The following is a 24,597-nucleotide window of genomic DNA, read 5'->3' on the forward strand; positions in this document are numbered from 1 at the left end:
ATCGCACAAAATTTTAGGAATAGTAACTAAGTGATGGATAAGTCAGAAGTGAGGATTGCAGGCTTGAATTTAACTCCTCACTCCTGTACAGACGCGATTAATCGCGTCTGTACTCATTCTTCAAACAGCCAATTTCTGACTTTTGTCAAACTCTGCCAATCTGGTTTTCTAGTTAAACCGTCTTCAATACTATTTTTTATTTCATCACTCCATTCTTCATTGACAAACATTAACTGCTGTGCTATGTCAATGTGTTCGCGCAAACCTTTTTGACCTGTTTCTAGCATTGCTAAGGCAAGATTGACTCTAGCCTGGGGATCTTGTGGATTTAACTTGACTGCCTTCTGTGCAGCTTTGTAAGCCAAGTTGGGTTTGTTATCGAGTAGATATAACCACGCCAAACAAATCCAAGCAGCACTAGTTTTAGGAGCGCGATCGCATACTTCTTTAAACACAGGGATTAAAGAATCTACTGCTTCTCCTGCTTTATAGCGTTCTAAACCTGTATCAAACAGGGATTCAACTGTATTAGTCATTGGTCATTGGTCGTTAGTCATTGGTCATTGGTCATTGGTCACTTGTACTAAGCCTTGCCGTTGGCGCAGCCTCTCGTAGAGAAGTATTGGTCGTTTGCAAAGGACAAAGGACAAATGACAAATGACAATATTACACCCCAAATGACTTACCGCAACCGCAAGTTTGGTTGGCATTGGGGTTTGTAAATTGGAAGCCACCGCCAATCATGGCATCGCTATAATCGAGCATTAAACCGTAGAGATATAATAAGCTCTTGCGATCGCTAACAATTTTGAAGCCATCATAGTCAAAAACTTCATCTTCAGGGCTGATTTTGCTGGTGTCTTCAAAATCCATCATGTAAGACATCCCAGAACAGCCACCCTGACGGACTCCTACCCGTAAGCAAAAGTCTGTACCTTGCCTGTCCCGGAGGGATTTTACCTGGTGCAATGCGGCTTCGCTCAACAGAATTCCGCGTTGTTGAGCCTGAATTGCTTGTGTCATCTGCTTTTTAAACTCCTTAATTAGTCTAAGCGTTAACCTGTATTGGCTTGTTAATGCCTGTGGGTTGCTCGTTGAGTGTTTTTGTATTCATTCTAGCGGCTTAGATGTCGCTAGATGCCAAATTGTAAACACTCCGTTAAAAGCGGCCAAAAATTTTTATTCTAGAATTGAGAGACTTAGTGTGTTTATAGATTCGCTATTTTTGAAGTTCAAGTCTTGCGGCAGCCTGAGAAGCAACCATCCTTCAGGTGCAGCCATCAAAACTTAATCTGAGGCTAGCTATCCCCCAAAGTTTACTTCCAAATTGCTTCTTTTGATTAACTTACTCTATGACAAGTTTTAATCGCTCTACCAGTCGTCGGTTGAAGAAATTAACTCAAATTCCTTCTGTATGGGAGGGCGATCGCCGTCCGTTGTCATCACCAAACCAGCACTCAGACTCAGAGGCAAAAGGAGAATGCATTCTTTGGGTAGATTACTCCCAAGGTATTGTCCGAGGAATGGACGTGGTAGCTTCAGATATCGGCCCAGAAGCAATAGTTCGCACCTTAATGCAAGCAATGGAGCATCCCCAGAGTCCGGCAAGACCTGCCAGACCCCAAAGAATTATAGTCAGAGACCGGGAGATCCAATTTTACCTGCGGGGGGTGCTGCAAGATTTGGATATCGCCATCGACTACGCACCGGAACTACCTTTAATTGACGAACTGTTTCGCGGGTTCACCGACATCCTCGATAGTCAAACCCCCGACTTACCCCCACAGTATGCACAAATCTTGCGAGAGAAGGCATTTGCAATTTGGCAAGCGGCACCTTGGGAATTTTTGAAAGAACAGCAAATTTTGTCAATCGAAATTAATAAGTGGGATGTTGGTACACTCTACGCCTCAGTCATGGGAATGCTGGGAATGGAGTATGGGATTTTGTTTTATCGCTCAGAAGAGTCTTTAAAACAGTTTCGCGCCGCAGTTTTAACAGATGAAGAATCAACGGAGCATCTAGAAGAAGCATTCCTCAAGCAAGATTGCCTGTTTCTCACTTTTGAGAGTGCTGATGAAACCGATGAAGATGAGGATGAAGAAGGAGATTTGGCGGATCTGCCATTATCAGAAATTGACCCGACTTTCGGTAATATCCACCCATTAGAAGGACTACGGTCTGTTTTGTATGACGAAGAAGCACTGGTAATGTTCGTTGCGCTCGAAAGCCTGAGCCGCTTTATTCGCGATCACCGACGCCAGCTTCATGAGGACATCTTCTCTACCCTCAGCCGTCGCTATCGCATATCTTTGCCGCAGTCGGAATCAACTAAATCTGTGGCTGTGACAGTCTCTACCATGTCCCAGTTAGCAGCAGAATTAGAGGAAATGGCAGGCCTTGATGTCGATGATCAAGAGATTGAGAATCTTGATTTCCAATCATTGCAAGATGACTTGATACCAGAAGATTCCTTCCTCAGCTTAGGTGTGGTTTCCTGGGAAATGTTGGAATACCTGCGGAAGGGAATCAGCTACCATCCGGCTGGTGAAATCAAACAAGTGGGTGATGGTTTGCCGGTGATTTTAATTCAAACTTCCCGGCCCAAGGCTAAAATTGTAATTGAAAAAATTGAAGCAGCAGGCGGACTGAGAGCAATTTGCTTTAATCCAGGTGCCGACCCCTTCGATGGCGATCGCTATGACCTGGGTTTATTACAAACTCAAAATGGCGAATTGTTCCTATTCGGTGAATTTTTAGATGAAGATCCTATTCATGTAGAAGCCCGAAAAAAATGGAATCAGCGCTGTAAAAATACTAAGGGCTACTGTGGCTTAATTATTGCCAAAGGACTAACAGGAGCTTCCCGTGGTAATCCTCAGTTACGAGATATGATGGCTTTGTTTGAAGGGCGATCGCTCTCACCTAAAGATTTAGGTATTGGCACTCTTCAACTGATGCCCCAACTTAAATTTGAATAGTTGCACGAATTTCTCTAATCCTCAATCTCAACTTGTGGCTATAAGAAGTTAAGTAGATGTGTATTTGATTTGCATATTAACCGCACTCAGTGCTGTTAGGGGATAGCTAAGGTTTAGTCCGTCCTAAATGAAGTAAAAAGTACTCAGGATTTTTGTGGTCTTTTAACCGGAGGCGGAGTGTCTCCGGCTTTTTTCAGCACTCTTCATCCGCGTACCTCTGACGGCGCGGCACTTTGTAATCCATATTCATGTATATGTAAATACTAATAGGCGACGAATGATTAGAAGTTAACTTTACCTCAATTTCATGAAGTACCTGTATTTTCATAGTTTCTCAGTCATTTTATTGGATATTTTTCAGTATAAATAACTACATGTTAATAAAATTTTATTTACAAAGTTCAGTTTAATCAAATTTAGCTGAATGCATTTAGATATCGGAATCTTTTTTTTACCAGTTTTTGAGTTGAGTATCTTGTTATATATCAATATCATTAAGCAAAAGTTCAGATATATATCTTTTTCTTTATAATTTTTTTATGAAGAAGGAAAATTAGCTAATTTAGTGTTTAAATGAAGATTATTTAAAGTGTAAAAATAATAGCTATAATGGACAAACTACCGAACAATTTGAAATATACAATTATTTTTATGGGCATGTTTAAAAAATAATAAATAGTTTAAAATCCCCAGTTTTTTGTCAGTAACTTATCTCTTAGAACAAGTCTTAAAAGAAGTTTGCTGTCTATTTTTTAGCATCATAATTGGCTAAATATGATTTACATAACCTCCACAGAGATGAATACAAACAATCAAAAAATCGCTGATTTGAAAGCAAACTCTATCGCTAGAGAGAGGATAAAAAAAATGCAAACTTTGATCGTATCTTTACAGGAAGTTAGTGTAAAAGCATGAAAGCAAATTAAAAGATTCTGATCGGTAACAGTCAACTAACATCATATATGCAATGGATGCAGATGGGTGTTTGTTCTAGAGCGATCGCTTATTTGCCTACTTTCTAAGTAATTATTCAGGAGCTATATACACCACTCTAACCCGCCTGTAAAGCAGCATTTCAGCATGATAATGATTCTGAAGCTTTATTCTCTGGTGTTGTACCAGATGTACTCTGCAAGCGGGTTTGACGAACTTGCTTAAGATAGAAGGTCAAATGCTTTCAATGGAGAATAATTTTGGGAATCTTGATTGAGTCAACAGTAGGTGTCTCAAATTGATTTATAAAATTTCATTACCAGGCTTTACTCATGCTGTTAGTAGGGTTATTATTTTCCAAAGCAAGTATGTGCTATTGTTGCTGTCACAATAGCAACAAATAAAGTGTAATTTTTTGATTTATTTAGAAAATGATGAATCCTTGGACAAAATAAACATTTTTAATATTAATGGTATTACTTGTCTCCTGAGACAAACTCTGATAATGTTATCGGTCTCCTCTTTAGTTAGATTCTTTCAATGATCTAAAATATACAGCAAATAGCATGATAATGACAAATAAAAAATGGGCAGTTAAACGCATAACAGTAAATCTCGCAACACAGGAAGCGGAAAAACTAGAAAAATATTGTCAAGAAACAGGTAGACCTGCAACCGACGTGATTCGTGAACTGATTAGAAGTTTGCCTGTCTCCGACGACAGCAAAGATGTAAACAAGTAAGAAGTTACTTTCATGACTTATCCGGATAACTGCTTTACCACCAAAAAAATAGCTATGATACTTTTTTGAGTCCGCCGTAATCGACAAGAGTTTGTCTAGCTGATACAGACGCGTTTTTCTCGCGTCTGGTCATTTTTCGGGACTAAAAGGAGTGATCAAAGAGGTTTTAGTATTGACATTGCCTGGCCTTAATATGCTGGTGGAGTCGATATTAAGTAGCAAATTCCGACACCAACCCAGTTACAATCTGTAAAGAAACTGAAAAGGAACAACGGAATGCGCGTTGCAATCGTAGGTGCGGGACTGGCTGGACTAGCAACCGCAGTAGATTTAGCTGATGCTGGTTGTGAAGTAGAGATTTTTGAATCTCGTCCGTTTGTGGGTGGTAAAGTTGGCAGCTGGGTTGATGGAGATGGCAACCATCTAGAAATGGGGTTGCATGTATTTTTCGGCTGCTACTATCAACTATTTGACTTAATGAAGAAAGTGGGGGTGTTAGAAAACTTACGCCTCAAAGAACATACCCACACTTTCATTAATAAAGGGGGGCGCACTGGTGCTTTAGATTTTCGCTTCCTTACAGGTGCGCCTTTCAATGGCTTAAAGGCATTTTTCACTACTTCTCAACTATCGTTGCAAGATAAATTGCAAAATGCGATCGCTTTGGGTACTAGTCCGATAGTTCGCGGATTGGTAGACTTTAACGGGGCGATGAAAACCATCCGCAAATTAGATAAAGTTAGCTTTGCCGACTGGTTCCGCAGTCACGGTGGGAGTAATGGCAGCATTAAGCGTTTATGGAATCCCATCGCCTACGCATTGGGATTTATTGATTGCGAAAATATGTCTGCCCGTTGTATGTTAACGATATTCCAGTTATTTGCAGTGAGAACTGAAGCTTCAGTTTTGCGAATGCTGCAAGGTTCTCCCGATGAGTATTTGCACAAGCCCATTCTGGAATATCTGGAAGTTAGAGGCACCAAAATTTACACGCGTCGGCAAGTGCGGGAAATTAAGTTTACAGAGTTAGACAAACAAACCCACGTCACTGGTATAGTAGTTGCCCAAGGTGATACCGTAGAAACTATCACTGCTGATGCTTACGTTTTTGCCTGTGATGTTCCAGGAATTCAACGCATCTTACCCCACGAGTGGCGTAAATGGTCAGAATTTGACAATATTTACAAACTGAATGCAGTGCCAGTGGCTACAGTGCAGTTACGCTTCGATGGTTGGGTAACGGAATTGGATGATAAAGAGGAACGTAAACAGCTAACTCATGCGGCTGGAATCGATAATTTACTTTACACAGCCGATGCTGACTTTTCTTGTTTTGCCGATTTGGCCTTGACTAGCCCTGCTGATTATTATCGCCCAGGACAGGGGTCTTTGTTGCAGCTAGTGCTGACACCGGGAGATCCGTTTATTGCCCAAAGTAATGAAGCGATCGCCCAACATGTTCTTAAGCAAGTTCATGAACTGTTTCCCTCGTCGCGGGAGCTAAATATGACTTGGTATAGTGTGGTAAAACTTGCTCAGTCTCTCTACCGAGAAGCGCCAGGCATGGATGCGTACCGTCCTAACCAAAAAACACCAGTAGATAATTTCTTCCTTGCAGGGAGTTATACTCAGCAAGACTACATCGACAGCATGGAAGGAGCAACTATTTCTGGACGGCGGGCGGCTAAAGTGATTTTGGAGAGTTTGAAGAGATAACGTAGACACGCAGTGGCTTGCCGCAGGCTACCGCGAAGGGCGCGAAGAACGCGAAGGAAGAAGAGAGAATGTCAGACTGGTTAGAGCATACTGTACAGGTAGAAGTAGAGGCTCCCATAGATTTAGTATGGAGCCTCTGGTCTGATTTGGAGCAAATGCCCCGTTGGATGAAGTGGATTGATTCGGTGAAAATTCCGCCAGATAATCCAGATATATCTCTTTGGAAATTAAAGACGGGTAGTTTAGAATTTACTTGGAAATCTCGAATTCTCAAAGTTATTCCCAACCAAATTATCCAATGGGAATCGATTGATGGTTTGCCGAATCAGGGAGCGATTCGCTTTTACGATCGTAACGGTAGTAGCATTGTCAAAATGACCATTTCCTACGCCATCCCCGGCATTCTTGGGAAAATTATGGATAACTTATTTTTGGGACGAATAGTTGAATCGACGATTCAAGCTGATTTGGAAAGGTTTAAAGAATACGCACTGAATGTTAAAGCTAATTGATCTAAATAGGAAAAACAGGCAGTAGAAAGCTTTTGCATTTTATGAATCATGAATTAGCATGACAGAGAAATGGCTTTCTATCGTTGGTATTGGGGAAGATGGATTACAGGGGTTAAGTGCGATCGCTCGTTCTCTAATCGATCAAGCGACAGTAATTGTGGGAGGCGATCGCCATTTGGCAATGCTTCCTACAGATGACCAACGTGAGAAACTAGTCTGGACATCCCCCATTAGTGCCTCAGTTGAGGAAATCATCCAGCGTCGCGGTCAGTGGATTTGCGTACTCGCAAGCGGCGATCCGATGTGTTACGGCATTGGTGTTACCTTGATGCGGCGAATTCCTATCTCTGAAATGACGATTATCCCTGCACCTTCAGCTTTCAGCCTCGCTTGCGCCAGACTTGGATGGTCTTTAACTGAGGTGGAAACCTTGAGTTTGAATGGTCGTTCATCCTCCCTACTCCAGTCTTACATCTATCCGGGAGCGCGGCTGTTGATTTTGAGCGAGGGGAAGGACACACCCGCCATTGTTGCCGAAATTTTGACAAATCGCGGCTATGGTGGCAGTAAAATTACCGTACTGGAGCGCATGGGCGGCACTCATGAAAGAATTGTGGAAGGTACGGCTGCCTCGTGGAGTCAAACTGAAGTTGCTGCTTTGAATGCGATCGCAGTTGATTGTATTGCTGATGTTGGGGTTGTGCCTTTACCAAAGTTACCAGGGCTACCAGATAACGCCTACCACCACGATGGACAATTAACTAAGCAAGAAGTTAGGGCAATCACTCTAGCAGCTTTAGCTCCGACACCGGGAGAATTATTGTGGGATGTTGGCGCAGGTTGCGGTTCAATTTCTATCGAATGGATGAGGAGTAATGCTCGGTGTCGGGCGATCGTGATCGAACAAAACTCATCTAGACTACTTTATATTGCCGATAATGCCGCTAGTCTCGGTACTCCAAATCTGCAAATCATTGCAGGTAAAGCGCCCCATGCCCTGAAAGACTTGCCAGCACCAAATGCGATCTTTATTGGTGGTGGAGTCACAGCAACAGGACTTTTTGATGTTTGCTGGGAAGCACTGCGGCCGGGTGGGCGTTTGGTAGCAAATGTTGTGACGGTAGAGGGTGAGCAAACTTTATTTCAATGGCATGAACAAGTCGGTGGTGATTTAATTCGTATTGCTATCCAACGGGCGGAACCGATTGGTAAATTTTTGGGCTGGCGAGCAATGGCACCTGTGACGCAATGGATAGTTGTAAAATCTCAGGACTTACGCAAACAATAGCCGAAATCCTGATTTTCTTTTTAGGAGCAATTCATGAATTGCCCCTACAAGAGCAAGTGAGTGCCATGTATTGTCTGGTGGAATTTTATAAGTTCCTTAATGGTTAATGCGTAAAAACGGATGCCAGCCAGCATCAACAATTAGTTGATACTGTTAAACAAGGATAGTCTGTCGATTTCTGCTCCTAATCGCGATCGCACAGCAGTCAGCACATTTGTATCCCGTGTCCAATTTCTCCAATCTTTACCAACAGTTCGGCCAATATTTAATGCCCAATTTCCACGACCAAGTTTTTTGAGAATCTCGATATATTCGTAATCCTCAACTCCATCCCGCAACCATTTGAGTCTCATAGATGGGACAACTCCTTCAATCCCTACCTGAACGCCCGGATAAACTAGCATTCCTTCTCCAGGAAAATACTCACCATTCTCTTGATAGGTTTGAACATCATGCCAGGGATCTTTTGTCCATAGATCAACTTGCCAATACAGGATTCCAGTTAATCCCAGACTCTGGCTAATGAAACCTGGCTGAATCCTAAAGTTTATTGGCTCAAAATCTATCTCCCACTTAGGAGAGTATTCTTCTTGTACTAATGCGTTATAAGACCAAACTTTGTCTCCCTTTTTCAGTACTTTGGCTACTCTATGAGTAGCTTGCTCATACATATTAGGGAGGAGTACCCAAATGTCAACAGCAGAACGCCCAGTCCCAGAACCATCATCATAAAGCTTACTGTTGGGTATCATTGTCACAAGGTTAAGAACCCCCGATTCATGCAGATTTCTAGACCATCGCTTTATCTGTTCAGAAAGGGCTGGACAATCATCGATTTCATCAGCCGTGTAGTTATATAAAAATAGACTCGACTGATAAGATGCAGCAGTTTTTCGGAATTCCTCCTTTGAAGGGAGTGGACTCATCTTACACGTATTGATATTGGCTCCGCTCCAATAACCGAGATCAGCAGAAGCAAGCCCTTGCTTAATCAAAGCCTGCTGATCCTCTGGGTTGACATCTTTAGGCATGAGTTTATGCTTGAGAAGTTCTGAGTTAGCAATATAGGTTTTGTTGTCCCAGAATTGAAAAGAAGACTTCAGTGAGGGCTTCAAAGGTAACTCGAAATTCCAAACTTTTAGAACTACCTTGCCTTCAGTTTTACCTTGATCGCTTGTGACAATAAACTTACCCGTATATTCACCAGATTGAACGTCGCGAGGTACAAATACATCTACCCAAATAGGTTGGTTATATTTGGGCTTTAAACTAAACGGAACTGCTTTTAACTCACGAGTAAGCGGAGGCTGTTGGGTTACTGGATCTACAAATGGTATAAGTCCATCAGGATACCATCCAACACCCAGAGGAGGGTTCATATTACCTCTAGGGTTTGGGCTAGAATGACTAACATAAACATAATGTTCTCGATAGAGAGTGATGTTATTTTTACCAATTGTCTGATTGTTGGAGCCGAATAAATCTGATACTGAAACATTTACATTAGTCAATTCACTTGCAGGAGCCTGGATTACTAATTGGAACGATTCATATTCACCTTTAGCAGCAAAAATTTTGACTGATGATGTGCTTACCCTAGTGTCAGTTTGTCCTATCCTTTTCAAACTTGGAGCCATATATAAAACTGGACCAATTGCCGAGGAAGCACAAATATTAGGAATTTGCCAAATATTTAAACAAACCAATACAATAAATATGACCCTAAACCATCGAATGAATTTCATCGTAAAAATTCCATAACTACCAGAACTACCCCTGTTTTCTAGCATAAAGATGACTTTTGCTCATTGACAAAAACAATTTTATTCTTCTGCCCATTCTTACGAATAAAAACTACTTCGATTTTTATTGGTTCGCCACTGAATTCCCTTTGACCACAGCAACTACATACTTGCGGTCGTAATATCTCAAACCTGTCTACTCTCCCAAAACCCTTTCTTATTTTTCCCGGATGCCCTGGTTGCCGGGAGCATCTCACTTTCGTAAAAGCCTTATAAAACTTCACCTCAACCCTCTCCTTACCAAGGAGAGGGAGCAAGAATCTTGTTTCTCATCTGGTATATTTGCTTTCACTGAGATGCTCCCCTGGTTGCCCTGCTGATTTCCGTTTTGGAGCCTCAGCCTCTTCTGGTTTATCTTCTTGTTTCTTTATATTTTTCCTCTTGTTTATATAGATACAGATTTTTAGATTTGCGCCTAATATGCTGGGAAGCATACTCATTTCAGGTGGATAGCATCATTTATTGTCCCCATAAAAATAGCTATAGCAAATATGAGAATATTGCTGTAGCTAAATTTATAAAAGTTAAATTAATTAACTCAAATTGGACATTTTTGTAACATGAATAAAACATCCAAAAGTCTGCAAAAAAAAACTGCTTTAATTACAGGAGCGGCTAGTGGGATAGGCTATCAATTAACCCAAATTTTTGCCCGTCATAGTTATAATCTGGTGTTAGTAGATAAGAATGAACAAAAACTTACTGAAATCATAGATGAATTTCCGCAAAAGTTTGGCATTTTTGTGAAAATTTTTGTGAAGGATTTATCTATCCCAACATCCCCAGAAGAAATTTTCACTGAACTACAACAAGCATCCATCAAGATTGATGTGCTGGTTAATAATGCTGGCTTTGGTACTTATGGAGTATTTAACGAAACAGACCTTACCCTTGAACTGAAAATGCTACAGGTAAATATGGTCAGCCTGACTCATTTAACTAAGTTATTCCTCAAGGATATGGTCGAGCAAAACTATGGAAAAATATTAAATGTGGCCTCAGCGGCTGCTTTTCAACCAGGGCCTCTAATGGCAGTTTATTTTGCTACTCAAGCCTATGTCTTATCATTTTCAGAAGCGATCGCTAATGAATTAGAGGGCACAGGTATCAGCGTGACTGTTCTTTGTCCAGGGCCAACAGCATCGGAATTTCAACAAACTGCTGCAATGGGAGATTCAAAGATTGCTAACGTTAAGAGAATGATGGATACGAAAACCGTTGCTAGGATTGGTTATCAGGGCTTAATGACAAACAAAATCGTTGTTGTTCCTGGGATGAGAAATAAAATATTGACTGAAAGTGTCAGATTTACACCCAGAAATTTAGTCACAAAGATCGTGAGAACTATGCACGAACTCAAAAAAAATAGGTAGCCCGATATCTGAGTTTTCACTCTGATCTAAAAACCTGACTTCTATTCTTCTACAAGGGGAGAGGCTTTAAATTTTCCCCCCTTCCCTATTTAAACGATCCTGTGCGTTGGAAATTTTCGCACTTAAAAAATACCTGGCTATTGGTGCGATCGTTAACAATTCTATGCGGTGGGCAATCTCCAAAATCCGCGCTTGTGCTGCCTGGACATCAGTTATAGTAATGGAGTGATGCTAAGGCATCGACGGCAGTATTAAAGATTCTTACTCTTAATTCTCAGACGAATGAGTAATTATCCCAATCGCCTACTGGCTGGTAGCCAATTTCCTGGTATATATGATTGGATGTTGGGTTTGCCAAGTCGGTAAATAAAAAGCAGTATCGATTTCCCTGGTTCAATAAAGTTTGACTTAACGCTGCCACGCAAGCACAGGCGTAGCCCTTCCGCCGATACTCTGGCGGTGTGTAAACTATACTAATCCGCGCACCATTAAGCGTGATTCCAACATGACAAGCTATTGAAACCGGTACTTCATCCTCCCAAAGGTAAGCAGTACCTTGCTGCAAAACTCGTTTAACCCAGCGTTCTGTATCGGACTCAATACTGCCCAAAGCGTCTAGCGAAAAGGCTTCATACCAATTTTTAAGAAGTTCTTGATCATCCTCCGTAGCTAGTACAAATTGATATTACACAAACAGTTGCGTAAACTCATACATTAAATCCACTCTGCCCTTACGTAACATGGCTGGATCTAATCTTTCGGTAGTGTTGCAAGTCATCAAAACAACTAACCGTTGCTGCATCTGAATACCAGAGTCATCAATTACACTCTGATACAAAGTCCCATCCAGCAAACTCAGAATGTGTTCGGTTTTGTTATTGTATTGCGCTACCTCGGAAGCACGATTTTGCGCTAGATTATCAGCTTCGTTAATCACGATACAAATACGCTCTATGTAAGTCGGTGGGACAAAATTAGCGATCGCATCATGATCTAAAATAAAAATTACATACCCTAAAGGTACAAGAATTTCTTTTGCTACCGCTTGTGTCCAGACTGTTTTACCTGTACCTGGTTCCCCATGTACAACAACCGCTAACTGGTTTTGATTCAGAATCGCTTGCTGTACAGAATCAGTAAAGTTTTGGATATCTGCGGGAAATGTCCGAATGGGAAATTGACTGTGAACTTTGCCTACACGACTTTGATATCCACTCAGCATAACTGCTAAGTCGTAAGTCGCTTTGTTAATTAGTGGCGCGAGATTTTTTGCCATTAAACTATATTGTCGTCGCCCGCGATCGTAGGGGTCAATTTGCAACCAAACGTCAGACTTCGACCAGTAAGCATAAACAGTATTGAGAACGTCTAAGCGTTCCCAGCTAACAAATTTATCTATAGGAAAATAAAAATCTCTTTCTGAATAATACTGGGTAATAATGTCGGGACTACCCAACACATCTAAAACTCGGAGTACAGTAATTTCTTGTAGTCGGTTAAGAACATAATCAATGGGAATGCTACTACGACTGACAAATTGGACAATGGGTGTTTCCGTACTCAAAACATCTTTGTAGCGATGATCTGGTGATAGAGGATCTGGCGTGATGTAATTCCAAAACTTTTCAACTTCGTAGCGGGTATTATCAGATACAACATTTAATAAATTAGCCCACCAGGCATAATTATTTCGTCCCAAAATATCAGCAACATTACTCGCTAAATTCAAACTTTTTTGACTTAATTCGCGAGAGTCATTAGACAACAGTTGCCACAAAAAACCCCAGTCTAATTCTCGGTTAAACGGTCGCCAACCGCTAGCAAGCAAGCTTTGCCGACTATTATTTGTAGGAGTGCTTTCATTGCTTCTAAAATAGTCAAAATCCATATTTGTTAGTTATGCAGCGTTAGTCGAGTTATTTTGTGTGAAATAAGAGACTTTGAAAAAGTTTTCTCGTAATATAAACTAACTGCGTACAAATCGTAATTTTATTTCCACGGTGCTGTACTCACTAGGAAGTCTTTTTAATCTAACTCATTCCCTATGTAATATACTATATTACATATTTACTACCTGCGTCAACTTTCTTGACAAAGCAATTGCTAAGTGGGGGTTCAAACCTCGTTTCCAGCCAGAGGCTGGAAATGCTCTTCAATTGCGGCAGAGCCGCAAGTCTTGAGGCGGAGCCTCTAATAGGCATTCCCAGTCGGAGACTCTTAACGAGACAATAATGATACAAATAGGTTGGTAGGGGCACAGCATTGCTCATTAGTGTCAACTTAAGCTCAAACTCCTTTAAAACCTCGTTTCCAGCCAGAGGCTGGAAATGCAGCTCCTGGTGGCTCTGCCGCCAGTTACGGAGGCGGAGCCTCAATGAGGGGCATTCCCAGTCGGAGACTCTTAACGAGATAACGAGATAATCTGCTAAAAGCTGGTTCTAGACTGGTTTTCACCTTAAGTTGACACCAATGAGCATTGCTGTGCCCCTACGAGAAATCCAAATATATCAGGGTTTGTCTGAAATGGTGTGAAGCCCTGACTAGGCGTAATTATCAATTACAAATTACGTTAATCAAGTTGAGTATTTGCCATTAATTTCTATATAACCCTCTGAAAGATCACAACCCCATACAGTTGCAGAAGCTTTGCCAATGTTGAGGCTAACATGGATATCTACTTGATCTTTGGACATAATTTGGCGCAACTGTTGCAGATTTTCATCAGTTAAAGTATTAGGATAAACTTTCACATTATCAAAACTGATAACAACTCGTTCTGGATTTATCTGCTGTTCATTTTCACATTTGCCTATAGCCATAGCAACTCGTCCCCAATTCGGATCTGCTCCATAGACGGCAGTTTTTACTAATGGTGAATTCACAATTGCTTTAGCTACTGTTTTAGCTTGTGCATAATTAATCGCTGAATCTACAGTTACTTCAATAATCTTGGTAGCACCTTCTGCATCTCTGGCAATTTTCAGCACCAATTCTTGTGCAACTTCTTGCAATGCACTAGCAAAATCTAACTCGGAAACTTCACCTGCTAAACCATTAGCTAGAATCACGGCGGAGTCACTAGTAGAAGTGTCAGTGTCTACACTCAAGCAGTTAAAGGTCTTATCTATAGTAGAGCGAAAAATAGAACGAAGGCTATTTGCAGAAATTGCAGCGTCAGTAAAAAAGAAAGTTAGGAGAGTAGCCATATTAGGCTCAATCATGCCAACGCCTTTGGCAATTCCTACCAGCTTGGCATTTCCGATTTGCCGTGTAGCTAGTTTCGCTACTGTATCGGTAGTCATAATACCACGGGCTGCGGCATGAAAATCAGCAGCAGTCAATTTTTTGCCCAATCCTAATAAACCTGCTCGGATTTTTTCAATCGGGTAACGTCTGCCAATTACACCTGTAGAAGCGAGCGCAATATTATGTGCAGCAATTCCAGTTTCAGTTGCAACTAATTGCAGAACCTCTTGGGCATCAGCGATGCCAACAGAACCATTAGCTACATTTGCATTTTTAGATATAACGACAATTCCTTGTGCTTGTGAATCTTTTAAGTTACTGCGGCTAATAATAACACTTGGCCCAGCAAAAAGACTTTGAGTGAAGACTCCATCAGCAACACAAGGAACTGATGATTTAATAAATACAAAATCATCAGTTGTATCTCGTATTCCTAAATTAGTAATAAATGCACTAAAACCCTGAGGTGAGGAAGATATAGTTAATGACATTTTTCTGGATTTAATAATTCGCCCTTACTGGATGACTAATACCTTGTCTGCGTTGGTAACACTTGCCAAACGGTGAGCGATAATAAAGCTGGTACGACCCATAAAGTAAGTTAGCGATCGCTTGTTAAACTAAATTCTCTGTTTAGCTGTCAATATTAGTGGTTGCTGCGTCCAAAATCAAGATTCGCGGCTTCAGCAAAACCGCACCGTGTAACAGTGTTGTCTAACCGCAGAGGCGCAGAGTCGCGAGAGAATGGGAGAGTTGGGGGAAATTCTTCTTTTCTTCTATTACCTACTCCCCACTCCCCCTTAAATATGAATTCCACATTCTGTTTTATCACTTCCCCGCCAGCGTCCGGCGCGTTCGTCTTCGCCTTCGCCGACTTTGGTGGTGATGGGTTCGTCGCCTATGCTGGGATAACCTTTGTCGTGTAGAGGGTTGTAGATGACTCCGTGTTCAGCCACGTAAACCCAGCTGTCTTGGCGTGTCCAGGTAGCTATAGGATTTACTTTCAGCCGATTTTTACCATCTAATTCAAATATGGGCATATTCCCACGGGTTACTGCTTGGTCACGGCGGCGTCCAGTTATCCAAGCGACGCTGTTGAGTTCGTCCAGACCCCGTAGCAGTGGTTCAATTTTTGTAATTTGGTGGAATTGGGCAATATCGTTGTCCCAAAGTTTTTCGCCGTATTTAGCTTCAAAGGCTTTGCGACTGTCTAGGTCTGGAGTTTTGTAAGTTTGCAAATCCAGATTGTAGATTTGTTTGGCTTTGGCAACTAATTCTAGGCTTTCAGGGAAGTGGTGCAAGGTGTCGAGAAAGATCACAGGAACTGGATGCTTCAGTTCACTGTAAAGAATATGGGTAATTATCATGTCATCCACATTAAAGGCGCTGGTTTGCACCAGTCCCGTTGGGATATTTTCTATAGACCATGCCAGTACCTCTTTGGGAGTGGCAGTTTCAAATTGCTCATTTAATTTGTCTAAGTCAAAAGCGATCGTTTGGTTTCTAGATGCCGTGGAGACTGTCATGATAATCTTCTATTCAAATATTTTTACCTTCATTAGCATTAATCTTACCTCATAAAGACGCCTATTCCGCTCGGAGATAAGGTAATTATTCTGTTCGGGAATTACTACAGTGTGGAAATGGGGAATGGGGAATAGGAGAGTAACCCATTAAAAGTAAAAATTAACACCTCAGTATAAAATTAAGTATTTACTAAGAAACTTTACGCGATTTTAAGTTTTACAATGGTTATATAGATATTTATACTGATTTTGATATGATTAAGGAACTATTAACAAAAAGGATTTTTACTTAAATGAACAATTCAAAATCCCGCAATCCATTAGGCGAATCTATAATTATGGGCGCTTTAATGATGTTGACCAGCGTTAGCATTATTACAATAATGAACTTTTTCTAAGATAAAGATTTCTAATTTTAGCAATAAGAATTTACATAGCCCCGCTCAGTTTTGAGCGGGGCTTTTACTTTTCTGCTCCACATATATCAGTATATGTTCAGTTTATTGTATTAATACCGGTAAAGAATAACTTTTAGACCGTGTTTTTACGGAGTTTTGCTATCAGAGAATTTAAAATAGGGATGCGATCGCTATTTACTTTACCCTAGTGACCGACTGGCGCTTTCGCTCCTGCACCGCCTTTACCCAGGAATAATAACAAAGGTAATGAGCAAAGGAACCCTACCCCTACGACTTGAAAGCAATCTGCGTAAGATAAAACGGCAGCTTGGGTATCTACTGTTTGACTTAATAAAGCTAGTGCTTGTTGTTGCGCTGTTGCCGCATCTATACCTTGACCTTGGAGTGCCCCATTGAGCAAGTCGAGGCGCTGATTGGTTTCTGGGTCATAAGGACTAAGTTTTGCTAACAGGATAGCTCGATGAAAAGCTTCTCGTCGGTCAAGCAGAGTAGTAAGTAGGGCAATGCCGATACTGCCACCTAGTTGTCGAGTCAGGTTGTAGAAACCAGAACCAGCAGAAACATCTTGTTTAGGTAGCGGGCCTAAAACTGCCAAACTCAAAGGGAGAAACATTAACACAGTAAAACCCCCACGCCACACCAATGGCCAAAATAAATCATCTGTGCCGGTTTGTGGGGTAATTGCTGCTAGCTGAAACATGACTCCAGATGATCCGACAGCGCCGATTGCAATTAAAAATCGGGCATCAATTTTACTAGAGAGTTTGCCTAATAAAACCATAATGATCGCAGACGCTAAAGCCCCAGGTGCTAACAATAGTCCTGTCTGCGTTGCCGTAAAGTGCAGCACACTCTGAGCAAATATCGGCACAGCAAAGAGTGTGCCATAAAGCCCCATACCCACGACTGCTGAAAGAACGCTTCCCGCAGCTAAAGAACGGTGACGCAAAACTCTCAAATCCACAGCAGGGTGATTTGTTTTCAGTTCTCGCCAAATAAACAACCCAAAGCCGATAATACTAGCGATCGCCAACGTGGTGATGAAACTGGAGGAAAACCAGTCGTCTGTCTCTCCTTCCTCTAACAAAGTTTGCATACAGCCAATAGCAATCACCAAAAACCCAATCCCGAACCAATCGACGGCTTGGCTTTGTGTCTCTCTCTTATCTTTATCTTTGGGTAAAAATGCCAAGGACATCGCCACTGCAATGATCCCGAAGGGAATATTAACAAAGAAAATCCAGCGCCAGCCCAAACCATCTACCAAGAATCCTCCTAAAGTTGGGCCAATTGCTGGGCCAGAAATTACACCTACTCCAAAAACTGCCTGGGCGAATCCTTGTTCAGCAGGTGGAAAAGTCTCGAACAAAATCGCTTGTGCTTTAGCTAGCAACCCGCCACCACATAAACCTTGAATAATTCGAGAAATAATCAGCATCGGTAGATTAAATGCCAACCCACATAAAACCGAGGCAATAGTAAAGCCAATTAATGAGAAGATAAAGTAGGTTTTGCGCCCAAAGTAATCTCCCAGCCATGCAGATAAGGGAATTAAGACGACATTTGCGATCCCATATCCAGTCACCACCCAACCTACTTCACTAACAGTTGCACCCAGGCTGGCTTGGATATCAGTCAGGGCAACGTTAACAATACTAGTATCAATTACTTCTAAGATTGCACCGAGGGAAGCCGTGAAAGCGATCGCCCACTTCAATGGCCCCTGCACATAACCAAATTGGTCAAAAGTCGAACGTTTAATATTGGTAGCCATTGTTAGCACAAGTAATATTTGGAGGTTGTCAAAGCAATGCCTGGGTTGGGCTACGCCTACGCCAAAGCTAAAATTAAGTATTGTATATATACGATACGGTAGCGTATCATATAAAAACGGTCAAGAGAGTCTTGAATAAAAAGTGGCAGAAATACTTATGCTAAAGATGGATGGTCACTGTTGCTGTTTTCGTGCATCAGAACTGGGTTATAGGGCTTATTTGTTTTCCATAGGCGATGTTCTATGCCCAAAGGTAGAAGCAAATTGTCAAGAAGATATTGCTTGGGGATGATATTTTTATGAGTAAGCAAATCAACAGCCTCTCTGGACGCCCACGCAGCATCCACGCCGACCAAGCTATTCTGCAAGCGACTTTAGACCTGCTTGCAGAGGTAGGATATGAAAGTATGAGTATAGAAGCGATCGCTTCCCGTGCTGGAGTTGGTAAAACGACGATTTATCGGCGTTACACTTCCAAAGAAGAACTAGTTGCAGACGCTATAGAAAGTCTCAGAGATGATTTAGCGATCCCCGATACTGGCAGCTTTTGGGGAGATATGGATATCCTAATTAATAATGCCGCCAAAAAAATAGATAGTCCCCTTGGTCGTCAGACACTCGCCCTGATCATCAGTACAGCGTCTAGCAATCCTCAGTTTGCCGAGGTCTATTGGACAAAATATACAAAACTCCGACGTGAAGCCTTTTCTAAAATACTTGAACGTGCCAAGTCTAGAGGCGAAATTCACAAGGATGCAGACGTAGACTTAATTATCGATCTTGTGAGTGGGTCACTATATTATGCACTGATCTTCAAACCCACAACCGAGCCAGTAGAAGCCTACATGCGCCGCACTATGAATCTTCTCCTCAAAGGTATTGGGAATAGGGCATAGGGCATGGGGCATGGGGCATGGGGAAGAGTTCTTCTAATTCCAAACTGCAAACTCCAAACTTCTAACTCCAAACTTCTAACTCCTAACTCCTAATTGCCAATGCCCAATGCCCAATGCCCAATGCCCATTTGAAACTTGTTACCAAAATAACTTTTCATGAACGGTTGAAAATGAGATGATGGAGTAATTAGAGAAAAAGGTGAACAATTGTTATTTTTCTCCTTCCGCTTCTGGTTTCAGAATCGCATCACAGTATTGAATGAGGATTGTCAAGCGATCGCTAATCGTTTGAAGTCTCGTTTGTGCAGTAGATGCTTGCCGCGCTCCTTGCAAAAACATCACATCTATTTCCAACAGGCGCAATTGTTTGCTCATCTCTGTTTGATAAGACTGTACTCGCCAGTTTTCATTAGCCAAAGGCACAATCTGTTGTCCGAAAAATTGCTGCAACGAGACTACACGCTGTCGCAGTTCGGGTGCAACAATTTGGGTAGTTGTGGCATCGGAGCGTAATTGCTCTAGCAAGGTTACGAGTGCCAGATATTTCTCACGGTTTAAAGACATCCAGTGCTAGTTAAGATAGTATTAATGTCAAGTAATTTTTCTTCTACAATAAACTTTACTTAAGCGCTTATCAGCACTAAAAGCTTCAAATTATGGTTTGAGGCTTTGTTTGCCATCAATGGATTTTTAAATTTATGATCCTTGAAACTCAAACTGGATGACTACCAGACGCTCCGACTTTTCGCTGCGTCGCTAACGCTTCGCTATCGGCAATTGAAGAATCATCCTGACACTGTTTTTTCCACCCGTCTCTAGGAAACAGCATCTTCATTAGAGCGATGCTGCTAGTTTTATTCATCATTCACTTATCTACCGATCCTCTCTAAACCCAATTGTATGAGCACCATAGTAATAAATTCATCAGTTGATCTTGCGATTCCCGAATGGTTAAAAAAATCTTTGAAGGAGTCATCGACAAGTAGCGGCGCAGCGGAAGATGACCGAAGGCATAATGATACAGTCTTAATTGGTCGCGCATTTGAATTTGCTTACCAACTGCATCAAGGTCAATACCGCAAATCGGGAGAACCATATATTGCTCATCCCATTGCTGTGGCTGACTTGCTGCGTGACTTGGGAGGTAGTGCTGCTATGATAGCAGCTGGATTTCTCCATGATGTCGTTGAAGATACAGAAGTTACAAGTGAAGACATAGAACAGCGCTTTGGCCCAGAAGTACGGCAATTGGTCGAAGGTGTCACCAAGCTTTCTAAAATCAATTTCACCAGCAAAACCGAAAGCCAAGCCGAAAATTTCCGGCGGATGTTTTTGGCAATGGCGCAAGATATTCGGGTAATTGTGGTGAAATTGGCAGACCGTTTGCATAATATGCGAACTTTACAATACATGTCAGAGGCCAGCCGCCGCCGCAGTGCTCAAGAAACGCGAGATATCTTTGCACCCTTAGCCAATCGCTTGGGAATCTGGCGGATTAAATGGGAACTGGAAGATTTGGCTTTTAAGTATTTGGAACCGGAAGCTTTCCGCCAAATGCAGGAACATGTTTCCGAAAAACGGACGGCGCGAGAAGAGAAATTAGCCAAAGCTACAGACATTTTGCGAAAACGTTTGCAGCAAGCCGGAATCGACTGCCAGGATCTTAGTGGTCGTCCCAAGCACCTTTATAGCATTTACCAAAAAATGCACCTACAGCAAAAGGAATTTCATGAAATTTACGATTTGGCAGCGCTGCGGATTATTGTTCAAACCAATGAGGAATGCTATCGGGCGTTGGCGGTGGTTCATGATGCTTTTCGCCCAATTCCTGGGAGATTTAAGGACTATATTGGACTGCCAAAGCCTAACCGTTACCAGTCGTTGCATACTGGGGTGATTGGCCTAACTGGTCGTCCTTTAGAGGTGCAAATTCGGACAATCGAAATGCATCATATCGCCGAGTATGGGATTGCTGCCCATTGGAAGTACAAAGAAACAGGAGGTTCTAACATTAGCCATCTGACAGCGACAGATGACAAGTTTACTTGGCTGCGGCAGCTGCTAGAATGGCAAACTGATCTCAAGGATGCCCAAGAATATCTTGATAGCGTCAAAGATAATTTATTTGAAGATGATGTCTATGTCTTCACCCCTAAGGGGGATGTTGTTCCTTTAAGTCCCGGTGCTACCACTGTAGATTTTGCTTATCGCATTCATACGGAAGTGGGGAACCACTGTTCAGGGGCGCGGGTGAATGGGCGAATGGTGCCACTGTCAACACGGCTGCACAACGGCGATATTGTAGAGGTTCTGACCCAAAAGAACTGCCATCCGAGTTTGGATTGGTTGAACTTTGTCAGGACTTCGGCGGCGAAATATCGGATAAAACAATGGTACAAGCGATCGCGCCGGGAAGAAAATGTCGCCCGTGGACGGGAATTGTTAGAAAAGGAACTTGGTAAAACTGGTTTTGATAGTTTGCTGAAGTCGGATGCGATGGAGACTGTCGCCGAAAAGTGTAACTACCATAGCGTGGAAGATTTACTTGCTGGTTTGGGTTATGGTGAAGTTACGCTGAACCTAGTGCTAAATCGTTGGCGAGAAGTGGCGAAGGGACAACAACCAGTTTCCACTGTGCCGCTATTTATTCCCAAAGAACCAAGTACATCAAAAGCTTTGCGAGATGCACCTGTAACTACTTCTCGCTCCACAGATTCGCCAATTGTTGGGGTGGAAGGTTTAGTATATTATTTAGCTGGGTGTTGTACCCCGATTCCTGGCGAACCGATTATTGGTGTGGTAACGCGAGGTAGGGGGATTTCAATTCATCGCCAAGGCTGCCATAATCTGGAGACTGTGGAGTATGAGCGCTTAGTACCAGTTAGGTGGAACCCAACCGCCGAAAATAGTGGTCGTCCGCACACGTATCCAGTGGATGTTCAAATTGAAGCCCTTGACCGCGTAGGGGTGCTAAAGGATATTTTGTCACGGTTGAGTGACCAAGGGATCAATGTCCGCCATGCCCAGGTGAAAACCTCTATTGGTCAACCGGCATTAATGGACTTAGGAATAGATATACGCGATCGCTTTCAACTAGAGCAAGTCTTCGTTCAAATTAAGAAAATGAGCGACATTTTGAATATCCGCCGCGTTGGTCAAATTAACGAGTAGGTGTGCCTATTGGTAGGGTGCGTTAACGCAGTGTAACGCACCAATTTCGGATTATGGTTAGTTTCGGTAAGTATTTTGAAGCAGTGAAGTAACTGAAGGTTTACTGTTAATACAAATCATTAATCGCTAATTACGAACTATTCAACTTGTTGCCTAAGCGATGGTGTTAGAATCATTAGTCCTCTAACAACTTCTTCAGGAGTAGCCGTGCCATTGATTACCTTTGGTACAATCGCCATAACTTCTAGAGCCAGGTTTGTGGGAATTCCCTTTGCTTCTAATCGCTTCAATTCTAAAATATCAATACCTGCTGCCAATCCATCCAAATACTCTTCTACACTTACTCCCAAGTTTTCAATCTCCAACATGAGTATAATCTCCTATTTTTTGTTCCACCTCTTAGCGATCAAAGCCGATCAGGAACGTTTACCAATTCGCTGCACAAGTGATGAGCGTAAAAGTTGACAACCATTTTATAAGAAAAATGCCCACAAGAAAGCAAATCGACAATATCTAACTTCGGCAGTTCAAGATTTTGAGGTTTTATTCTAGATCAGTTCTGATTATCGAGTCGCTCATCTGCTTTTGGAAACACTGGCGGTTAGGGACTGACAACAAATAAATTATCCAATCTTGTGGGGTGGACAGCGTTCGACTGACTTGTACTGAGCTTTGTCGTTGGCGCAGCCTAAAAAGAGAAGTAGGGCTCACGCCGAAGTCTTGTCCCCCTTAGCTACGGGCCCTCGTGTCGCCATTGGTGTCAACTTAAGGTGAAAGTTAGTCTAGAAGCAGCATTTAGAGATTAATCTCGTTAATAGTCTCTGACTCTTAATGCATTCTGAGAGGCTCCGCCTTAAAACTTGCGTCAGAGCCGCGATGAGGTGCATTTCCAGCCAGAGACTGGAAACGAGATTTTAAAAGAGTTTTGGCTTAAGTTGACACTAATGGCGAGACAGCCCACCCCACAAGAAGTAATTGAGTATTTTTTTATTTGGAAGTCCCTTATCATCCAATACAGTTCAGTTAAGCATTTCTTGCTTCTCTTCCTTCTCTTCCTTTGCGACGGCAGTCGCTACAACTCTTGGAACCCCCCTTCGGGTTCACCAGTCGCCTACGGCGGGAAACCCCCCTACAGCGCTGGATTCACCGCAACGCGCTGCCTCTTTTTTGCGACGGCAGTCGCTCATGGGGGAGACCACGCCAGATGCTTCAAGTCGGCGGAGCCGCCGCCAGGTGCTTCAAGTCGGCGGAGCCGCCCAACGCACTGGCTCCCCAACGCACTGGCTCCCCCTGTTCCCGCGCTGCCTCTCCTTTGCGGTTCGTTAAAAAAATTGACTTTGACAAAGAGTTTTAGCCTTAACCCAAGCGTATTGCCTTATCATCATATTTAAAATATTTAAAATAAATATTCAGGGCTTGTGCAATGCGAATTTTGTTGATTGAAGACGACAAAGTTTTGCAAGGGGTGTTGCTGGCAGAATTGGCATCTCGGACTCCGCCCATATCTGCATTGGTACCGGTAATTAGTAAATTTGCAAATCGTTGGGGACGTAACCGAATACTTCCGATTGGCTTTACTGTTGCCGCGATCGCTCCAGTGGTGTTAATTTTTAATGTCCATCGCGTGACAGAAGTCACACAATCCAATAGGCTGATCTTAAAGTGGTGATTTTTGCCAATGCTCATCTGCACAAAAAGGTAAGCTTCGTTGACTAGCATTTTTTGAGCACTATGTACAACATGTTACCTATCCTCTATCATCACTTAGTCGTTAATAACTACCTCTATAGAAAATGCCCCTTAAAATTGTTCAGAACTTTGATGGCAGTTTTACTCTGGAAGCACAAGCTCAAGAAACTCTATTCAATTTATTGACAAGCGTTGCTTTCTTAAACCAAATTTGTCAACAGTTGCGGTGTGAACAAGTTAAATTTACAGAATTACTTTTCCAACCAGTTCCTTACAGCTTAACTACCACTAAAGGAATGTCAGCAGAATTTGAAAAGTATCATGAATCTGATGAATATGCCATCGTAAACGTCCCACCAAATTTCATGTTTAGTGCTAAGATTTTTAAACCAAGTCGCCTTTGTGCAATTTACCAAAAATTGGGTAATGGATAATTTACAAAATAAGTTTTTCCTAAAAATAGCGTTTATCGTTTGTATGCAATACAGTCTGGACTATCTCCTAAAAAAGAGAGAGGCTTTGAATCTT

At 42.1% G+C, this 24,597-nt stretch carries 22 protein-coding genes and 2 pseudogenes; 10 read left to right on the forward strand and 14 right to left on the reverse strand.

Annotation, left to right across the window (positions count from 1 at the left end; genetic code table 11):
• Nucleotides 1–113 precede the first annotated feature (113 nt).
• Nucleotides 114–536, reverse strand: coding sequence for a hypothetical protein (locus tag PUQ00_RS03650; RefSeq protein WP_300413280.1), 423 nt, complete (start codon nucleotides 534–536; stop codon nucleotides 114–116).
• Nucleotides 537–666: 130 nt separating this feature from the next.
• A complete protein-coding gene (locus PUQ00_RS03655; protein WP_300413282.1) occupies nucleotides 667–1,023 on the reverse strand; it encodes an iron-sulfur cluster assembly accessory protein in 357 nt (118 codons plus the stop codon).
• Nucleotides 1,024–1,352: 329 nt separating this feature from the next.
• Here PUQ00_RS03655 and PUQ00_RS03660 point away from each other — a divergent pair, with 329 nt between their 5' ends.
• The 5 genes from PUQ00_RS03660 (at nucleotide 1,353) to cbiE (ending at nucleotide 8,173) form a co-directional block, all read left to right on the forward strand.
• Entirely contained in the window at nucleotides 1,353–2,981 is a 1,629-nt protein-coding gene (locus tag PUQ00_RS03660) for a hypothetical protein (protein ID WP_300413284.1), read from the forward strand.
• A gap of 1,499 nt (nucleotides 2,982–4,480) precedes the next feature.
• Entirely contained in the window at nucleotides 4,481–4,657 is a 177-nt protein-coding gene (locus PUQ00_RS03665; protein WP_300413286.1) for a CopG family transcriptional regulator, read from the forward strand.
• 276 nt (nucleotides 4,658–4,933) lie between these two features.
• Complete coding sequence (gene zds, locus PUQ00_RS03670; protein ID WP_300413288.1) at nucleotides 4,934–6,373, forward strand: 9,9'-di-cis-zeta-carotene desaturase; 1,440 nt, start codon at nucleotides 4,934–4,936, stop codon at nucleotides 6,371–6,373.
• Nucleotides 6,374–6,441: 68 nt separating this feature from the next.
• A complete protein-coding gene (locus tag PUQ00_RS03675) occupies nucleotides 6,442–6,885 on the forward strand; it encodes an SRPBCC family protein (RefSeq protein ID WP_300413290.1) in 444 nt (147 codons plus the stop codon).
• A 58-nt stretch (nucleotides 6,886–6,943) separates the two neighbouring features.
• Nucleotides 6,944–8,173, forward strand: a complete 1,230-nt coding sequence (gene cbiE / locus PUQ00_RS03680) for a precorrin-6y C5,15-methyltransferase (decarboxylating) subunit CbiE (RefSeq protein WP_300413292.1) — start codon at nucleotides 6,944–6,946, stop codon at nucleotides 8,171–8,173.
• A gap of 140 nt (nucleotides 8,174–8,313) precedes the next feature.
• On the opposite strand, the gene PUQ00_RS03685 is transcribed toward cbiE, so the two are convergent.
• Entirely contained in the window at nucleotides 8,314–9,963 is a 1,650-nt protein-coding gene (locus PUQ00_RS03685) for a DUF4091 domain-containing protein (protein WP_300413294.1), read from the reverse strand.
• A 572-nt stretch (nucleotides 9,964–10,535) separates the two neighbouring features.
• On the opposite strand from PUQ00_RS03685, the gene PUQ00_RS03690 reads away from it, so the two are divergent.
• Nucleotides 10,536–11,348, forward strand: coding sequence for an SDR family oxidoreductase (locus PUQ00_RS03690; RefSeq protein ID WP_300413296.1), 813 nt, complete (start codon nucleotides 10,536–10,538; stop codon nucleotides 11,346–11,348).
• An 88-nt stretch (nucleotides 11,349–11,436) separates the two neighbouring features.
• Here PUQ00_RS03690 and PUQ00_RS03695 read toward each other — a convergent pair.
• From PUQ00_RS03695 to PUQ00_RS03725, 7 genes and pseudogenes are all read right to left on the reverse strand, one after another.
• A pseudogene (locus PUQ00_RS03695) lies at nucleotides 11,437–11,570 on the reverse strand (pyridoxal-5'-phosphate-dependent protein); the annotation flags it as partial.
• 52 nt (nucleotides 11,571–11,622) lie between these two features.
• On the reverse strand, nucleotides 11,623–11,958 hold the full coding sequence (locus tag PUQ00_RS03700) for a GNAT family N-acetyltransferase (RefSeq protein WP_335029689.1): 336 nt from the start codon (nucleotides 11,956–11,958) through the stop codon (nucleotides 11,623–11,625).
• 75 nt (nucleotides 11,959–12,033) lie between these two features.
• Complete coding sequence (locus PUQ00_RS03705) at nucleotides 12,034–13,236, reverse strand: AAA family ATPase (RefSeq protein ID WP_300413298.1); 1,203 nt, start codon at nucleotides 13,234–13,236, stop codon at nucleotides 12,034–12,036.
• 685 nt (nucleotides 13,237–13,921) lie between these two features.
• Nucleotides 13,922–15,085, reverse strand: coding sequence for a bifunctional glutamate N-acetyltransferase/amino-acid acetyltransferase ArgJ (gene argJ / locus PUQ00_RS03710; protein WP_300413300.1), 1,164 nt, complete (start codon nucleotides 15,083–15,085; stop codon nucleotides 13,922–13,924).
• 27 nt (nucleotides 15,086–15,112) lie between these two features.
• A pseudogene (locus PUQ00_RS03715) lies at nucleotides 15,113–15,290 on the reverse strand (ABC transporter); the annotation flags it as partial.
• 104 nt (nucleotides 15,291–15,394) lie between these two features.
• Nucleotides 15,395–16,120, reverse strand: a complete 726-nt coding sequence (gene cysH, locus PUQ00_RS03720; protein WP_300413302.1) for a phosphoadenosine phosphosulfate reductase — start codon at nucleotides 16,118–16,120, stop codon at nucleotides 15,395–15,397.
• Between the two features lie 603 nt (nucleotides 16,121–16,723).
• A complete protein-coding gene (locus PUQ00_RS03725) occupies nucleotides 16,724–18,313 on the reverse strand; it encodes a DHA2 family efflux MFS transporter permease subunit (RefSeq protein ID WP_300413304.1) in 1,590 nt (529 codons plus the stop codon).
• A 299-nt stretch (nucleotides 18,314–18,612) separates the two neighbouring features.
• Here PUQ00_RS03725 and PUQ00_RS03730 point away from each other — a divergent pair, with 299 nt between their 5' ends.
• The gene (locus PUQ00_RS03730; RefSeq protein WP_300413305.1) at nucleotides 18,613–19,209 is read left to right on the forward strand and encodes a TetR/AcrR family transcriptional regulator; all 597 of its coding nucleotides are present in this window, start codon (nucleotides 18,613–18,615) and stop codon (nucleotides 19,207–19,209) included.
• A gap of 210 nt (nucleotides 19,210–19,419) precedes the next feature.
• On the opposite strand, the gene patD is transcribed toward PUQ00_RS03730, so the two are convergent.
• On the reverse strand, nucleotides 19,420–19,773 hold the full coding sequence (patD, locus tag PUQ00_RS03735; RefSeq protein WP_300413306.1) for a heterocyst frequency control protein PatD: 354 nt from the start codon (nucleotides 19,771–19,773) through the stop codon (nucleotides 19,420–19,422).
• A gap of 148 nt (nucleotides 19,774–19,921) precedes the next feature.
• Nucleotides 19,922–20,074, reverse strand: a complete 153-nt coding sequence (locus PUQ00_RS03740) for a hypothetical protein (protein ID WP_300413307.1) — start codon at nucleotides 20,072–20,074, stop codon at nucleotides 19,922–19,924.
• A 35-nt stretch (nucleotides 20,075–20,109) separates the two neighbouring features.
• Between PUQ00_RS03740 and PUQ00_RS03745 the strand changes: the two genes are divergently transcribed.
• Nucleotides 20,110–22,380, forward strand: a complete 2,271-nt coding sequence (locus PUQ00_RS03745) for a bifunctional (p)ppGpp synthetase/guanosine-3',5'-bis(diphosphate) 3'-pyrophosphohydrolase (RefSeq protein WP_300413309.1) — start codon at nucleotides 20,110–20,112, stop codon at nucleotides 22,378–22,380.
• Between the two features lie 137 nt (nucleotides 22,381–22,517).
• On the opposite strand, the gene PUQ00_RS03750 is transcribed toward PUQ00_RS03745, so the two are convergent.
• Together PUQ00_RS03750 and PUQ00_RS03755 are read right to left on the reverse strand one after the other, a co-directional pair.
• The gene (locus PUQ00_RS03750; protein ID WP_300413311.1) at nucleotides 22,518–22,748 is read right to left on the reverse strand and encodes a hypothetical protein; all 231 of its coding nucleotides are present in this window, start codon (nucleotides 22,746–22,748) and stop codon (nucleotides 22,518–22,520) included.
• A gap of 841 nt (nucleotides 22,749–23,589) precedes the next feature.
• The gene (locus PUQ00_RS03755) at nucleotides 23,590–23,724 is read right to left on the reverse strand and encodes a hypothetical protein (RefSeq protein ID WP_300413313.1); all 135 of its coding nucleotides are present in this window, start codon (nucleotides 23,722–23,724) and stop codon (nucleotides 23,590–23,592) included.
• A gap of 79 nt (nucleotides 23,725–23,803) precedes the next feature.
• Here PUQ00_RS03755 and PUQ00_RS03760 point away from each other — a divergent pair, with 79 nt between their 5' ends.
• Nucleotides 23,804–24,049: a hypothetical protein gene (locus PUQ00_RS03760; protein ID WP_300413315.1), complete on the forward strand. Its 246-nt coding sequence runs from the start codon at nucleotides 23,804–23,806 to the stop codon at nucleotides 24,047–24,049.
• Nucleotides 24,050–24,173: 124 nt separating this feature from the next.
• Nucleotides 24,174–24,503: a hypothetical protein gene (locus PUQ00_RS03765; protein WP_300413317.1), complete on the forward strand. Its 330-nt coding sequence runs from the start codon at nucleotides 24,174–24,176 to the stop codon at nucleotides 24,501–24,503.
• Nucleotides 24,504–24,597: the final 94 nt, after the last annotated feature.

It is taken from the genome of Nostoc sp. S13 (assembly GCF_029379315.1).
In the GTDB taxonomy this organism is placed as follows: domain Bacteria; phylum Cyanobacteriota; class Cyanobacteriia; order Cyanobacteriales; family Nostocaceae; genus Nostoc.

What these genes read in the sequence shown, in the direction of transcription:
- PUQ00_RS03650 (WP_300413280.1), bottom strand. Translation starts at nt 536, where the DNA reads ATGACTAATACAGTTGAATCCCTGTTTGATACAGGTTTAGAACGCTAT.
- PUQ00_RS03655 (WP_300413282.1), bottom strand. Translation starts at nt 1,023, where the DNA reads ATGACACAAGCAATTCAGGCTCAACAACGCGGAATTCTGTTGAGCGAA.
- PUQ00_RS03660 (WP_300413284.1), top strand. Translation starts at nt 1,353, where the DNA reads ATGACAAGTTTTAATCGCTCTACCAGTCGTCGGTTGAAGAAATTAACT.
- PUQ00_RS03665 (WP_300413286.1), top strand. Translation starts at nt 4,481, where the DNA reads ATGATAATGACAAATAAAAAATGGGCAGTTAAACGCATAACAGTAAAT.
- zds (WP_300413288.1), top strand. Translation starts at nt 4,934, where the DNA reads ATGCGCGTTGCAATCGTAGGTGCGGGACTGGCTGGACTAGCAACCGCA.
- PUQ00_RS03675 (WP_300413290.1), top strand. Translation starts at nt 6,442, where the DNA reads ATGTCAGACTGGTTAGAGCATACTGTACAGGTAGAAGTAGAGGCTCCC.
- cbiE (WP_300413292.1), top strand. Translation starts at nt 6,944, where the DNA reads ATGACAGAGAAATGGCTTTCTATCGTTGGTATTGGGGAAGATGGATTA.
- PUQ00_RS03685 (WP_300413294.1), bottom strand. Translation starts at nt 9,963, where the DNA reads ATGCTAGAAAACAGGGGTAGTTCTGGTAGTTATGGAATTTTTACGATG.
- PUQ00_RS03690 (WP_300413296.1), top strand. Translation starts at nt 10,536, where the DNA reads ATGAATAAAACATCCAAAAGTCTGCAAAAAAAAACTGCTTTAATTACA.
- PUQ00_RS03705 (WP_300413298.1), bottom strand. Translation starts at nt 13,236, where the DNA reads ATGGATTTTGACTATTTTAGAAGCAATGAAAGCACTCCTACAAATAAT.
- argJ (WP_300413300.1), bottom strand. Translation starts at nt 15,085, where the DNA reads ATGTCATTAACTATATCTTCCTCACCTCAGGGTTTTAGTGCATTTATT.
- cysH (WP_300413302.1), bottom strand. Translation starts at nt 16,120, where the DNA reads ATGACAGTCTCCACGGCATCTAGAAACCAAACGATCGCTTTTGACTTA.
- PUQ00_RS03725 (WP_300413304.1), bottom strand. Translation starts at nt 18,313, where the DNA reads ATGGCTACCAATATTAAACGTTCGACTTTTGACCAATTTGGTTATGTG.
- PUQ00_RS03730 (WP_300413305.1), top strand. Translation starts at nt 18,613, where the DNA reads ATGAGTAAGCAAATCAACAGCCTCTCTGGACGCCCACGCAGCATCCAC.
- patD (WP_300413306.1), bottom strand. Translation starts at nt 19,773, where the DNA reads ATGTCTTTAAACCGTGAGAAATATCTGGCACTCGTAACCTTGCTAGAG.
- PUQ00_RS03740 (WP_300413307.1), bottom strand. Translation starts at nt 20,074, where the DNA reads ATGATGAATAAAACTAGCAGCATCGCTCTAATGAAGATGCTGTTTCCT.
- PUQ00_RS03745 (WP_300413309.1), top strand. Translation starts at nt 20,110, where the DNA reads ATGAGCACCATAGTAATAAATTCATCAGTTGATCTTGCGATTCCCGAA.
- PUQ00_RS03750 (WP_300413311.1), bottom strand. Translation starts at nt 22,748, where the DNA reads ATGTTGGAGATTGAAAACTTGGGAGTAAGTGTAGAAGAGTATTTGGAT.
- PUQ00_RS03760 (WP_300413315.1), top strand. Translation starts at nt 23,804, where the DNA reads ATGCGAATTTTGTTGATTGAAGACGACAAAGTTTTGCAAGGGGTGTTG.
- PUQ00_RS03765 (WP_300413317.1), top strand. Translation starts at nt 24,174, where the DNA reads ATGCCCCTTAAAATTGTTCAGAACTTTGATGGCAGTTTTACTCTGGAA.